Here is a 13374-nt window from a genome sequence, read left to right as displayed (position 1 = left end):
TTGCTTAAGTGCGGTAGACAATGTCAAGTCTATGAGCAATAAACGCATATATTATTATACCTATCCATAGCTATCCGCCGATCTGAAAAACATGCTTTTTTAAGCTTTTTTTAAGCATTTATTAAGGGGTCTTTAATCTTCGACCAGTTATTTTGTTACATAAGTTTTGAAACACATGACAAAGACACCCCTTATATTTTTATTGCTTTGCAATAGCATGGCTTTTGCTCAACAAAAACCACCACAGGCAGATTACTTGAGCATTCATGAAAGTACATTTGGAATAAAGCAAAGTGAGATCTCGGGAAAAAAGATGACGCTTCAAGAATGCGAAGAAGCCTTTATTAAAAGTAATCTCTCCCTACTCGCACAGCAATATGATATCAGCCAAGCCGAGGCTGACGTCATACAAGCCAAAATATGGGATCTACCACAATTGCAGCTATCGGCCAATGCTTACGACCCACAGAACAAAAAAGCATTTCATATTGGTCAATCCAAGGAAGCAAGCGTATCCCAATTGATTTATCTCGGTGGAAAAAAGAAGAATGAAGTTGAATTTGCTAAATCAAATGTTGAACTTGCTAAGTTGCAATTCAGTCAATTACTGGCAAGCCTTCGTGCGCAACTGCGTACAACCTTCTACTCCCTTTACTTTGAGCAACATAAGTTGGCCGATATTAAAATTCAGTTGGATTACCTCAACAATCTGCTTGCGGCTTATAAAGAGCAAGGAAAAAAAGGAAACGTTTCTTTAAAAGATCAGGTTCGTCTTCAAACAATGGCCATCGATCTCAACAACGAAAAAACGACAGCGATCAATAATAGCATCAATCTACAGCAACAATTACGTGTGCTTATTTCCAGTCAGGAAGATGTATTACCGAAGTTAACAGATCAAGAAGCAGATCAGGAACTTGCCGTAAAGCCAACAATGGCTTTGGACAAAATCTATCAATTGGCCTTGGAAAACAATGCTGATTATCAATTTGCCTTGAAGACCTCGGAAAGCGCACAGTTATTTACCAGATGGCAACAGTCTTTAAACACACCGGATATCAACCTTGGCCTTTCCTACAGCCAAAATGGAGGTGTATTCCGCAATGAGCTCAATTTCACAGCCGCCATTCCGATCCCGTTGTGGAAACAAAATAAAGGAAATGTGATCAAAGCGAAATACGCCGAAGAAGAGGCAAAGAAAAATATTGAAGTCCAACGGCAGCTGCTGGAATCACAGATCCGTTCCAACTATCAGTCCTGGGAAAATCAATATACCCAATATTTTACTATCACACCAGACGACCTGCATAACATCGCTGTGGTCTATGATGGCATATTCAATAATTTTAAAAAAGGGAATATTTCTCTAGTTGAGTTCACGGATTTTATGGACAGCTATCGCATATCCATTCTTAAGCTATACGATATGAAAAAGGAAATCATTCTCAACGCCGAACAATTAAACTACCTGGCTCAAACTTCTATATTTAATTCAACTCATGTCAACTAAAAAACTTCTTATAGCCGCTGTGGCAGTAGTACTACTTTACTCTTGCCAAAATCATAAAGAAACAGATAATGCAGCCATTGTCAAAGGTTTCGAAATTAGTGAGACGATGCTTAAATCGACAAGTTTTGCTACGGTAAAAAAAGAAAATGTGACCGAAGAACTCAACTTCTTTGGAAAGATATCGGCCGATCAAAACAATTACATTGATATTTTCCCGCTCGTTGGGGGGAATGTGGTCTCCGTTAATGTTTCTCTGGGTGATTATGTCCATAAAGGTCAGGTATTGGCAACAATCAGAAGTACGGAAGTTGCCGGTATACAAAAGGATCTTTCCGATGCCAGAACCGATGTGTTACTCGCCGAGAAAAACTACCGTGTGGCCGAAGACATGTATAATGGTAAACTGAGTACAGACAAAGACATGATGGAAGCAAAGGGGCAATTAACCAAAGCCAAAGAGCAACTACGTCGTTCAGAGGCCGTCAGTCAGATCTACAATGTGCGTACAGGTAATATTTATTCGGTCGTATCTCCAATCGATGGCTACATCGTCCAAAAGAACATCAATAAGGACATGCAGTTGCGTAGTGACCGCAGCGACAACATCTTTGATGTGGCCAATACAAAAGATGTATGGGCAATTCTTAACGTCAACGAAACGGATATCGACAAGATTAGTATGGGCATGCCGGCTATTGTGTCTACCCTGAGCTACCCGGACAAAAAATTCCAGGGCAGTATTGATAAAATCTTTAAGATCATCGATCCCCAAACGAATTCAATGCAGGCACGCGTGGTGCTAGACAATAAGGATGGTTTACTTATTCCGGATAGTAAAGCGACCATTAAAGTGTTGCATCGCTCCAATACGGAAGCGCTTGCAGTTCCTTCTGATGCGGTCATTTTCGATCAAAACAAATATTTCGTATTGATCTATAAATCCCAAAATGATATTAAGATTCGCGAAATATTGCCGATCAAACAAAACGAAGGAACAACTTACATGGCTACGGGGCTACAGGAAGGTGAAAAAGTTGTTGTCAACAATAAACTTTTGATCTATAGAGCATTGAATAATTAATCGGTCTTAGCATTTACACGAATGAACAAATTCATTAAAAATATCATCGCCTTTTCCATTAAAAATAAAGCGTTTACCTTTATTTGGGTCGGTATTTTGGCTATTGCTGGTTTCATTAGCTTTAAAAGCATGCCCATTGAGGCATTTCCCGATGTGACCAATACACAAATATCCATCATTACCCAGTGGAACGGAAGGAGTGCGGAGGAAGTCGAACGCTTCGTAACGACACCAATCGAACTGGGCATGAGTCCAGTCCAAAAGAGAACTAGCATACGGAGCACCACCATGTTTGGCCTTTCTATTGTTAAAATCATCTTTGATGATGGTGTCGACGACACTTTTGCCCGCAATCAGGTCAACAACCTCATGCGGTCTGTGAGCCTGCCAGACAATGTAGACCCTGAAGTACAGCCCCCCTACGGCCCTACAGGCGAAATCTTCCGTTATACATTGCATAGCGATCAACGCAATTCGCGCGACCTCCTTACTTTGCAGACCTGGGTCATTGACCGCGCTTTGCGTGGTGTCCCTGGTGTAGCCGATATCAACGTTTTTGGTGGACAGGATTTGGTTTACGAAATAAGTACCGACCCCATCAAACTCGACAAATTTAATCTGACCCCGTTACAGGTATTTGATGCTGTCAGCAAAAGTAACCTGAACGTCGGTGGAGATGTCATCGAAAAAAGTGGCCAGTCCTACGTCGTACGCGGTATTGGTTTGGTCAACTCGATCAATGATATCGAAAACATCACGGTAATCAACCAAAAGGGAAATCCGGTCTTTGTTAAAAATGTAGCCGAGGTAAGAGAAAGCGCAATGCCTCGGGTGGGCCAAGCTGGTTTTGGTAAGAATGATGATGTGGTAGCAGGAACCATCGTGATGCGGAAAGGCGAAAATCCAAGAGAGGTCCTGACCGCTGTAAAAGCGAAAATAGACGAGCTCAACAACAAAATCCTTCCCAAAGATGTCAAAATGCAAACCTTCTATGACCGTGACAATCTCATGGATTTCACGACCCATACCGTTATGCACAACTTGATTGAAGGTATTGTCCTCGTCACCTTGATGGTATTGCTCTTTATGGCAGACTGGCGCACGACGGTCATCGTTTCTATCATTATACCCCTCGCCTTACTTTTTGCTTTTCTATGTCTTAAACTAGCTGGCATGAGCGCCAACCTGTTGTCTTTGGGTGCAGTAGACTTTGGTATTATCATCGACGGTGCCGTGGTCATGGTGGAAGGGATATTTGTCATGTTGGATCACCAGGCTCATAAGCTGGGTATGGAGAAATTCAACAAAATGGCCAAAGCCGGCTGGATCAAACAGACAGGAACAGGTTTGGGAAAAGCAATCTTTTTCTCCAAGCTGATTATCATCACCTCCTTGATGCCCATATTCTCCTTCCAAAAAGTAGAAGGAAAGATGTTTTCGCCACTAGCCTTTACCCTGGGTTTTGCTTTGCTGGGTGCATTACTGTTTACCTTGACACTCGTTCCGGCTTTATCGCATATTCTGCTCAATAAAAATGTGAAAGAACGCCACAATCCATTTGTTGAATTCTGGAATAGAATTGTCGCCAAAGGTTTTGGATTTACATTCCGAAACAAGCGTCTGAGTATGATCATTGCAATTACTTTACTAGCTGCAATCTTGTTTTCTGCAAAATTTTTAGGGACAGAGTTTTTACCGACATTAAATGAAGGTTCCCTTTGGGTTACTGCCGAGATGCCCATGAGTACTTCATTACGTGAATCGGTTAAAACAACCAAACTGTTAAAGAGCACTTTGGAAACCTTTCCTGAGGTCACCGGCGTACTTTCCCAAACTGGACGAAGCAACGACGGTACCGACCCCAATGGGTTTGGCTTTGTTCAGTTTGCTGTGGCCCTAAAACCTAAAGAGGAATGGACACGTAAAATCACCATGGATCAGCTGATTGAAGAGATGGACCATAAACTCAAACAATTCCAGGGGATCACCTATAACTATTCGCAGCCTATCTCGGATAATGTTGCCGAAGCCGTTGCTGGTTTCAAGGCCGAAAACGGCATCAAGATCTTTGGCGATAACCTCGCGACCTTAGACCGCCTGGCGAAAGAAGTTTATGCACAGGTCAAAGGTATTCAAGGTATTAAAGAACCTGGTATCATCTTAAATATCGGCCAACCTGAAGTTAGTGTGGTATTGGATCGGACCCGTATGGCGGCATTCAATGTCCTGCCAGCAGATGCACAGGCGGTACTGGAAATGGCCTTTGGCGGAAAGACCGCTTCCATTTTATACGATGGTGAGCGCAAATTCAACATTCGACTGCGTTATGCGCCCGAATATCGGAAAACAGAAAAGGATATTGCACAGCTGATGGTTCCATGTGGTGATGGCACATTAATTCCGTTGAAAAGTATCGCGACCATTGAAAAAGATAATGGTGCTGCTTTTATCTATCGCGACAACATCAAACGTTATATCGGCATCAAATTTTCCATCCGTGACCGTGACTTAGGAAGCACCATAGCTGAAGCACAACAAAAAGTAAGTAAAATTAAGCTTCCGGAAGGATATTCTATTGGCTGGACTGGACAATTTGAAAATCAGCAGCGTGCGACACACCGCCTAGCACAGGTTGTACCGATCAGTTTGATCGTCATCTTCTTTCTATTGTTTATTCTATTCGGAAATATCAAGGATTCGCTGCTCGTGTTGGCCAACGTTCCTTTTGCACTGATCGGTGGAATTATCGCCTTGCACGTGACGGGTATGAATTTTGGAATCTCGGCAGGGGTAGGTATGATCGCATTATTCGGGATCTGTATCCAGAATGGTGTTATCCTGATCTCAGAATTCCACCAGAATAAGAAGGATGGCCTACCCAATGACCAATCGATTTATAAAGGTGTAAAATCGCGAACACGACCTGTGGTCATGACGGCACTCATGGCTTCCATCGGGCTGTTGCCGGCTGCATTATCGACCGGTATAGGTTCGGAATCACAGAAACCTTTGGCGATCGTCATCATTGGCGGATTAATCTCAGCGACGATATTGACATTGTTGGTATTCCCAATCATCTACGATATCTTCAACAGAAAAGAAAAGGTACAACAAACAATAGCTGAATAATATTGTCCATATTTTATATACTATATACTTAGACCAATAAAGGTCATCGGTACTGCCTCAGGCTGTGAAGCGACAGGCAGTACCATTTTTTTAATAATACTTTTGATGTAACATTTGTATCTATTCCAGGTTTAAAGTTTCAAAAGCAATAAAAAGCCCTTAAGTTTACAACAAATTACCTTCCATTAAACAGCTGCTGTTTTTTGGATCACACAAACAAACACATATTTATGACTATTCTCACCTTTACAATCATCCTTCTCCTGGGTGCTTTTGTAGCAGGGCTCTTAGGATCCCTGACAGGCTTAGGCGGAGGGGTCGTTGTCATCCCTTTATTGACTCTTCTGTTTCATGTCGATATCCGTTATGCCATCGGAGCGGCCTTGTTGGCTTCCATAGCGACATCATCCGGTGCAGCCACAGCCTATGTCAAAGAAGGCATCACCAACATCCGGCTTGGCATGTTTTTAGAAATAGCGACCACGATTGGTGCTGTTATCGGGGCTGTCATCGCCATTTACATGCCGACGAATACCATTGCAATCATTTTTGGTATTGTACTGATCTTCTCCGCAGCAATGACTATACGGAAGAAAAACGAACATGCGCTATCCGGCGGTTCTGCTTTGGCTGAAAAATTGAAACTGAATAGCACCTACCCTGCTGATGGAAAATTGATCCCGTATAAGCTGACCAACGTCGTCGGCGGCTTCTCTTTGATGGGGGTTGCAGGAATACTTTCCGGATTATTAGGCATTGGTTCGGGCTCCCTTAAAGTACTCGCGATGGACAGCATGATGAAAATTCCATTTAAAGTCAGTACGACAACGAGCAACTTTATGATCGGTGTCACCGCAGCTGCTTCTGCAGTGGTCTATTTACAAAGAGGATATATGGATCCAGGTATTGCTTTTCCGGTTATCCTGGGTGTATTATGCGGTGCCATTACAGGATCCAAACTCTTAAAGCGCATGAACCCAAAGACTTTACGTATCATTTTCGCCGTCGCTATTACTTTGGTGGCCTTGGAAATGATCTTCAACGGATTCCAGCATAAATTCTAAAAACGGTAGCTTACCCGATTTAGGATTTTAAGTTTGTAACGTCCTTCCGCTAGACAATGAAGGACCTAATTACTCAAAATGAAACAAGTATTTTCGAAACACTATTGGGGAGACAAAGACATCTCACTGTTGGTAGGACAAATTTTAAGAATAGGCGTTATATTGGCTTCCTCTATTCTTATTCTCGGCGGTATCTTCTACCTGATTGTTCATGGACAGGACACCGTACCGAATTATCGAGATTTTGTCGGTGAAGGGAATTCCAATACAACAATTACTGGAATTATTTCGGGGGCATTTAGCCGAAATATTCCCCAAGTTATACAGCTGGGTGTTCTTTTATTGATTTGTACACCTATTGTACGGGTGATTGGTTCACTGTTTGGTTTTGTAATCGAAAAGGACAGACTTTATATCATCATTACATTGATTGTATTAACCGTCATTATCGGCAGTATACTTAGCGGCATCAAGGGATAATAAGGCTTTATCTCTTGATCCGCCGCCAAGCGGATTTTTCCAATGCGTATTCAAAATTTTTACGTTCTGGCTCATTTACATAGCTGACCATCTTTTCGGCCACTTTAATAGCGCCCAAACGTTCCACGGCCTTCTGAGAACGATAGTTTTCTGCCCCCACATGCAGATAGATTCGATCCACAAAGTTGAAGGCAAAGTCAAACATCATCTCTTTGACCAAGGGATTAATTCCTGCCCCCCAATACGCACGGGCATAAAATGTATAACCAACAAAAATAGATTTTTCCGCCTCGTCAAGTCCATAATACCGGGTGCCCCCAATGCAGGCTCCACTTTCCTTATCCAGGATCAAATAAGCAGCCTTACTTTCCAAGGCCCCTTCAAAAAATCCCTGAAAAACCTCTTCCTTCCAGCGATCCTTATTGGGATGCTGTTCCCAGATCAGGGGATCTTTGGCAACCTGATACAGCGTATCAAAATCCGTTGGTTCGATGATGCGTAATACGACCTTATCATTTTCAAGGGTGTTGGGGGCGACAAACTTCATGAGACACTTTTATAGTTATAGCAATTCAAATATTTTAAATCTGACAAAAGATACCAATTATTGATCAAACTATCTGAATTTTGCGAATATCCGATCAAATATTACACCAAGATGTAGATTTTATCACCGTGTTGACAAAATTGAATGCAAGAAATCCCCTGCAACTGAATTATTTTACCTTAGAATTGATAGGAATTGGACAACTTATTCAATTAGCATGGCAAAAAATTCGTATTTTACAGCCAAATGGAACAATTCAGGGAATTTGTAAAACAGCGTATTGATGTCACTGAGGAAGAACTAAATGACATCGTCTCACGTTATCAGGTACGGAAAATAAAGAAAAAAGAATACTTTCTCCGGGCAGGCGAGGTATGCCACCATGAAGCATACGTAATCAGCGGTTTATTTAAATCATTCTATGTCACCGCCGATGGGATTGAACATATCCTACAGTTTGCAATTGAAGATTGGTGGATCGGTGATATTGCCAGCTTCAATTATCAGGAGCCGGCCCTCCAAAACATTCAGGCCCTGGAAAACTCCGTCGTCCTGACCCTTTCAAAAAAGGCTAAGGACAAACTTTACGAAGATCATCCCATCTTCGAGAAACTCTCCAGGATTATGGCACAACGTGCGCAAATCGCATCGCAGCACCGTATTATCTCGAGCATAGGTTTCACTGCACAGGAACGCTATCTGGATTTCATCAAAAGGTACCCTAAAATCTATCCGAGGATCTCCAATATGCAATTAGCCTCCTATCTTGGTGTTACGCAGGAGTTTCTTAGCCGCCTAAAAAGGCAGATCTTAAAGCCGAATCGAAATTCTTGACCTACATCAATTTTTTCTTTGTCTGTTTATTCCACCTTTGCAGAAGCTTGTTCAAACAAACAATTTGAACTTTTGAAGGTTAGATAAATAAAAAAAGAAAATAAGATGAATAAATTTTTCCAAATTCTGGCAGTAGCAGTATTAATGGTTAATGTTGCTGTGGCACAAGTAAAATGGTCTGCAGACCCTGCACATACCAACGCAAGATTTGATGTAAAACACCTTGGTATCAGCTTTGTTGATGGTGAATTTACTAAGGTAGAAGGAACAGTTGAAACCCCAACAGGAACAAGTTTCAATAATGCCAAAGTTAATTTCGCTATCGACGTCAACAGTATCGATACGCGCATTGCTGCACGTGACAACCACTTGAAGACCGATGATTTTTTTGCTGCGGAAAAATTCCCTAAAATGACATTAAAGTCTATCAGTTTTAAAAATGCGAAAGTAAAAGGAAAATATGTGATGATAGCGGATCTGACGATCCGTGATGTAACGAAAAAAGTAACTTTCGAGGTAACACAAAACGGTAGAATCATTACGGATCCTTGGGGAAAAACACGTGCTGGATTTACAGCTAAAACAAAAATTAACCGTCAGGATTTCGGCATGAAATACAATGATAAATTACCTTCAGGTGTAGAAGCGGTTGCTTCTGATGTCGACATCATTGTCAACACCGAATTGGTGTTGAACTAATTGAAAATAATAAATCACACTAACATTAAGGGGTGTCCAAACGGATTGGACACCCCTTTTTATGCAATTTTACACCGAGTTCTGGCTACAGCAATCAGCTATGGAATGCTCAAATCAAGGGCTTTGACCTGACGTAATTGAGCAGCTCATTTTTTATAAGCCTTTTAACATCCCGCCGTCCAGAGGAATATTGGCTCCAGTCAGATAACTTGCATATTCGGAGCAAAGGAAAGCGACGAGATAACCGTATTCTTCAGGTTTACCCAGACGCTGCGCAGGAACCTGTTTTAACCGCAATTGTAGCGCTTCCTCGTAGGATATACCCATACGTTGAGCGTCAAGGTTGGTTAGCGACTGGATACGGTCCGTATCAAATAGGCCTGTCAAGATGCTATTGACCGTCACCCCTTCTTTAGCGACATCCGTTGCCAGCGATTTACTCCAGCTAAGCAATGCTGTACGGATCGTATTAGACAACACTAAATTAGATACCGGTTCTTTCACAGTTGAAGAAGACACATTAATAATACGTCCGTATCGATTTGCCAACATATAAGGCAGCGCACATGAGGTCGTGTAACAGTGATTTTGAAATAAGAGTTCAAAAGCATGCTGGTAATCCGCCAAATTTTTTTTGTCTATGGTTCCTGCTTGCGGCCCATTCGAATTGTTGATTAAAATATCAACCTTATTCGACTCAAAATAATGTGTTATCTGCTTTTTGTATGCTTCGTGATCATTGTAGTCCACCACGATATATTGGTGTACCTGTCCTTTGGAGGTATCAAGACCTTCACAGGTACGTTGTAGCTTTTCCTCCTGTCGGGAAGCCAATGTTACAGATACGCCACATGAGGCAAGCACTTGGGCAATACCTGCACCTATACCAGCAGAGCTCGCTCCGATCAGGGCTTTTTTCCCATTTAGATTGATTTCCATATCTTTTTATTTTTTATTTTATAGCGTGTATGTATGCATAGCCAATCATCATGGCTGAAAATGCGTTCTAACCCCGGTTAATCGTTGTCCTTTGCTCGGATCATAGCAACAAATAAATATATGGCAAAGACCCATGCTGAGCCAAGGCATATCCAAGCAAAAATGGGAATTCCCCACCACTGTGGTTCTACGCGTGCGACAATAATCATCCCACCTAGTAAATTGAGTGACATAAACATAATTCCGATGACAATACGATTGACCCCCTTGCGTAAAATAGCATTAAAAGATCGCGCACTGATCAATCGATGGTTGAGTGTAAAATTTCCTGTTCGAAATAAGCGCACAAGGGCGCGCATATCTTCAGGAAGTTTTTCGACATCGCGCGCAAAAGATTCAACTTTATGTTTTCCTTTTTTGAAGATTGCCTCTGGAGAGAGCCGCTCCATCATAATCCTACGTGCAAAGGGCTTGATACTCTCCATAATATTAAGATCGGGATATAACTGGCGTCCAATACCTTCCATCAACGAAATGCCCCGCATCAACTGATAAATATATTCCGGAAAATACAAGCGGTTGTCACCAATGATGTTCCACAATTTATTGAACAATAAATCTAAGCTAAGATCCCCGAGAGATACATTATCAATCATATCGAAAATCTCATATAGGGATCTTTCAAACCGGTTACGATCCGGAATATGGCTCACCACGGCAACGTCTTCAATCACGTCAGCAAGCCGGACAGCATCTTCGGAAATAGCCGATTGAATAAACTCTTCAAGCTGCCTACGGTCTATCCCCAATAATTTACCCATATTTCCGAAATCCAAAAAAGCAATCCGCCCATCCGGCATCACCATCATATTGCCGGGATGCGGATCGCCATGAAAGAAACCATGGATAATCACTTGCTCAAGGTATAAATTGATCCCATTTTTTACCAGCGTTTGGACATCCATTCCCCGACGCTTAATTTCATCGGCATCAGTTACCTTGAAACCATCGAGATATTCCATGCAAAGAACATGGTCCGACGAGAGTTCAGGATAAACACGGGGTACCTTGATCAGTTTATTTCCTTTAAAGTTCTTTGTGAAGCGTTCGATGTTATGCCGCTCAATCACCAGGGACATCTCTTCCTGCATGGTCGTAGCGAAAGATTCAACAATCAGCAGAAGGTTAAGGTTTTCCAGTACATCATTGTACATGGTTAGGATTTTGGCAATATCACGCATAAGTGCCAGATCACAGCGCATAACCTCATCGATGCCAGGACGGCGGACTTTTAAAACGACTTGGGTTCCATCTTTTAAGATTGCGCGATATACCTGTGCGATAGAGGCCGCAGCAAAAGGTTCGGCAGTAATCTCCTGGAAATGCCCATCAATATCCAGCTCAAGTTCTTCTTTGAGATAAGATTTAATATCCACTTCAAAAGGGGGAACATTATCCTCAAGGCGCTTAAGTTCATCTACGAGATCTTTGGGCAACAACCCCTCTCGCGTCGAAGCCGATTGTCCAAGCTTGATAAAAGCCGGACCGAGCTCCTCAAGAGCCATGCGAATACGGGCATAAACACTGATATTATCGACGTCAATAGCATGTTCTACAGCAGATTGGGGTCCCTTCCACGGCAATCGAGCGATCGCATCTTTAAAACCATATTTGGCCAATATACTTAAGATCTGGGAACTGCGCTGTAACTTCTTTGTCGGATTAAACATAACGGACAATGGTTTTCAATGACAATATACGAAATATCCATGCCCCAAAAAGCAAACAAGCATAAAATGAAGCGGATATTCCATATGGACTAAAAAAACTAATCAGAAGGAGATGAAACAAAAACCTTACCTATTTTAGTTCGAGCCATTTTGAACGGAAAATCAAGTCTTCAACAGCATAAAATAAATACAAGGACGCTGTAAACTATTCGGCTTCCATTTGATCTAGCTTTTCCTTTATCTGTGTAATATAATTGCTATAATAAGCACGAATCATAAATTCTGTCAGACCAACAACAAGAATAATGGAAGCAATTGCGGAAAGGATCATCCACACAATAAAGTTTGGATCCTGTTGGAAAGTTTCCTTGAAATGGTATAATCGATCAAACCAGACGGTAGTCCGATTCTGTGCGATCATAATAAGATAAAGAAATAGAGCTTGCGGTATCATCACGTAGGCCGCGATCCGATAGGTCTCTACGGCATACTTCAAATCGTAATACAATTTGAGCAAGTGTTCTTTAGAAGCCAACAACTCGATCTTTTTCGTACTCTTTACCAAATAAAAGAACCTCCGATAATATAAAAGACTAGATAAGGATATCTGTACGATAAAAAAGTAATAGGCAAATGCAGCATAACCTTCAATCTTATATATCGGTAAGATGGGCACCAAAAACAGAAAGCCCATACACACGGCCCAAGAGATAAACTCACGTTTGATATTCTTGCGCAGCTTACCCATGATATTGCCGACTTCCTTATAGTATTTGAGATTTGGATTCTGTAAATCCTCGTCTGTAGGCTGTTGCTGCCAAGATTTTTTTAACTCATCAAAATTCATACTTGTATTTTTTAATGATTTGTTGAATTCGCTCCTTCGTGCGGTTTAATTTTACGCGGGCATTGACTTCCGATATACCCAGATTTTCTGCAATCTCGCGATGACTCTGACCTTCCAAAAACAAAAATATCAGGGCTTTTTCAATGGCGTTGAGCTCTTGAACGGCCTGATAAAAAACGTTCAGTTGCTCATCTTTATCGGTATCGTAAGCTTCTTCTGCAAAATCATGTCGTTCCTCTAACGTATCATAAATCTGATGTTTCTTTTCTTTTTTTAAGAATACCATTGCGGTATTGAGGGCAACACGGTACATCCACGTTGAAAATTTACTCTGTTGCTTAAATGTTGCATAGAATTTCCACAGCTGATAGACGATCTCCTGATACAGATCTTGTCGCCCTTCATGATCATCCATATACATACGGCTCACCTTAACGAGAATACCTTTATTCTCGTCAATCAGTCGAAGAAATTCTATTTCTGATGGGTTCACCTAGCGATTTTTCTTTAAATA

General features: G+C 41.6%; 12 protein-coding genes. 7 read left to right on the top strand and 5 right to left on the bottom strand.

Going from position 1 to position 13374, the window contains the following annotated elements; translation table 11 throughout:
- Positions 1-175 precede the first annotated feature (175 nt).
- The 5 genes from B3H30_RS19970 to B3H30_RS19950 all read left to right on the top strand — a co-directional run bounded on the left by B3H30_RS19970 (position 176) and on the right by B3H30_RS19950 (position 7264).
- Complete coding sequence (locus tag B3H30_RS19970) at positions 176-1510, top strand: TolC family protein (protein ID WP_201303578.1); 1335 nt, start codon at positions 176-178, stop codon at positions 1508-1510.
- Positions 1500-2591 (top strand): efflux RND transporter periplasmic adaptor subunit, encoded by a 1092-nt coding sequence (locus tag B3H30_RS19965; protein WP_070562862.1) that lies wholly within the window; start codon positions 1500-1502, stop codon positions 2589-2591. Before B3H30_RS19970 ends, B3H30_RS19965 begins: the two co-directional genes overlap by 11 nt.
- A gap of 21 nt (positions 2592-2612) precedes the next feature.
- Positions 2613-5720: an efflux RND transporter permease subunit gene (locus B3H30_RS19960; RefSeq protein WP_070562864.1), complete on the top strand. Its 3108-nt coding sequence runs from the start codon at positions 2613-2615 to the stop codon at positions 5718-5720.
- Positions 5721-5950: 230 nt separating this feature from the next.
- On the top strand, positions 5951-6784 hold the full coding sequence (locus tag B3H30_RS19955) for a sulfite exporter TauE/SafE family protein (protein ID WP_070562867.1): 834 nt from the start codon (positions 5951-5953) through the stop codon (positions 6782-6784).
- Between the two features lie 78 nt (positions 6785-6862).
- A complete protein-coding gene (locus B3H30_RS19950) occupies positions 6863-7264 on the top strand; it encodes a DUF1634 domain-containing protein (protein WP_070562870.1) in 402 nt (133 codons plus the stop codon).
- Positions 7265-7271: 7 nt separating this feature from the next.
- Here B3H30_RS19950 and B3H30_RS19945 read toward each other — a convergent pair whose 3' ends face one another.
- Positions 7272-7811 carry a GNAT family N-acetyltransferase gene (locus tag B3H30_RS19945; RefSeq protein ID WP_070562874.1) on the bottom strand — a complete coding sequence of 180 codons (540 nt, stop codon included), beginning with the start codon at positions 7809-7811 and terminating at the stop codon, positions 7272-7274.
- A 246-nt stretch (positions 7812-8057) separates the two neighbouring features.
- Between B3H30_RS19945 and B3H30_RS19940 the strand changes: the two genes are divergently transcribed.
- The gene (locus B3H30_RS19940) at positions 8058-8645 is read left to right on the top strand and encodes a Crp/Fnr family transcriptional regulator (protein WP_070562877.1); all 588 of its coding nucleotides are present in this window, start codon (positions 8058-8060) and stop codon (positions 8643-8645) included.
- A 105-nt stretch (positions 8646-8750) separates the two neighbouring features.
- Complete coding sequence (locus B3H30_RS19935; RefSeq protein ID WP_115046720.1) at positions 8751-9344, top strand: YceI family protein; 594 nt, start codon at positions 8751-8753, stop codon at positions 9342-9344.
- Positions 9345-9497: 153 nt separating this feature from the next.
- Here B3H30_RS19935 and B3H30_RS19930 read toward each other — a convergent pair whose 3' ends face one another.
- The 4 genes from B3H30_RS19930 to B3H30_RS19915 all read right to left on the bottom strand — a co-directional run bounded on the left by B3H30_RS19930 (position 9498) and on the right by B3H30_RS19915 (position 13353).
- A complete protein-coding gene (locus tag B3H30_RS19930) occupies positions 9498-10283 on the bottom strand; it encodes an SDR family oxidoreductase (protein ID WP_070562883.1) in 786 nt (261 codons plus the stop codon).
- Between the two features lie 77 nt (positions 10284-10360).
- Positions 10361-12013 (bottom strand): ABC1 kinase family protein, encoded by a 1653-nt coding sequence (locus B3H30_RS19925; protein WP_070562886.1) that lies wholly within the window; start codon positions 12011-12013, stop codon positions 10361-10363.
- 205 nt (positions 12014-12218) lie between these two features.
- A complete protein-coding gene (locus B3H30_RS19920; RefSeq protein ID WP_070562889.1) occupies positions 12219-12860 on the bottom strand; it encodes a hypothetical protein in 642 nt (213 codons plus the stop codon).
- Complete coding sequence (locus tag B3H30_RS19915; protein WP_286834806.1) at positions 12850-13353, bottom strand: RNA polymerase sigma factor; 504 nt, start codon at positions 13351-13353, stop codon at positions 12850-12852. The genes B3H30_RS19920 and B3H30_RS19915 overlap by 11 nt, the downstream gene beginning before the upstream one ends.
- Positions 13354-13374: the final 21 nt, after the last annotated feature.

The sequence above is a fragment of the Sphingobacterium sp. UBA7038 genome, from assembly GCF_002494055.1.
GTDB classification, from domain to species: domain Bacteria; phylum Bacteroidota; class Bacteroidia; order Sphingobacteriales; family Sphingobacteriaceae; genus Sphingobacterium; species Sphingobacterium multivorum.
The sequence above is the reverse complement of the archived record's forward strand: the minus strand, read 5'-3'. Positions and strand labels throughout refer to the sequence as shown.

Excerpts from the sequence above, each read along its gene's own strand:
- B3H30_RS19970 (WP_201303578.1), top strand. The coding sequence starts at position 176 with ATGACAAAGACACCCCTTATATTTTTATTGCTTTGCAATAGCATGGCT.
- B3H30_RS19965 (WP_070562862.1), top strand. The coding sequence starts at position 1,500 with ATGTCAACTAAAAAACTTCTTATAGCCGCTGTGGCAGTAGTACTACTT.
- B3H30_RS19960 (WP_070562864.1), top strand. The coding sequence starts at position 2,613 with ATGAACAAATTCATTAAAAATATCATCGCCTTTTCCATTAAAAATAAA.
- B3H30_RS19955 (WP_070562867.1), top strand. The coding sequence starts at position 5,951 with ATGACTATTCTCACCTTTACAATCATCCTTCTCCTGGGTGCTTTTGTA.
- B3H30_RS19950 (WP_070562870.1), top strand. The coding sequence starts at position 6,863 with ATGAAACAAGTATTTTCGAAACACTATTGGGGAGACAAAGACATCTCA.
- B3H30_RS19945 (WP_070562874.1), bottom strand. The coding sequence starts at position 7,811 with ATGAAGTTTGTCGCCCCCAACACCCTTGAAAATGATAAGGTCGTATTA.
- B3H30_RS19940 (WP_070562877.1), top strand. The coding sequence starts at position 8,058 with ATGGAACAATTCAGGGAATTTGTAAAACAGCGTATTGATGTCACTGAG.
- B3H30_RS19935 (WP_115046720.1), top strand. The coding sequence starts at position 8,751 with ATGAATAAATTTTTCCAAATTCTGGCAGTAGCAGTATTAATGGTTAAT.
- B3H30_RS19930 (WP_070562883.1), bottom strand. The coding sequence starts at position 10,283 with ATGGAAATCAATCTAAATGGGAAAAAAGCCCTGATCGGAGCGAGCTCT.
- B3H30_RS19925 (WP_070562886.1), bottom strand. The coding sequence starts at position 12,013 with ATGTTTAATCCGACAAAGAAGTTACAGCGCAGTTCCCAGATCTTAAGT.
- B3H30_RS19920 (WP_070562889.1), bottom strand. The coding sequence starts at position 12,860 with ATGAATTTTGATGAGTTAAAAAAATCTTGGCAGCAACAGCCTACAGAC.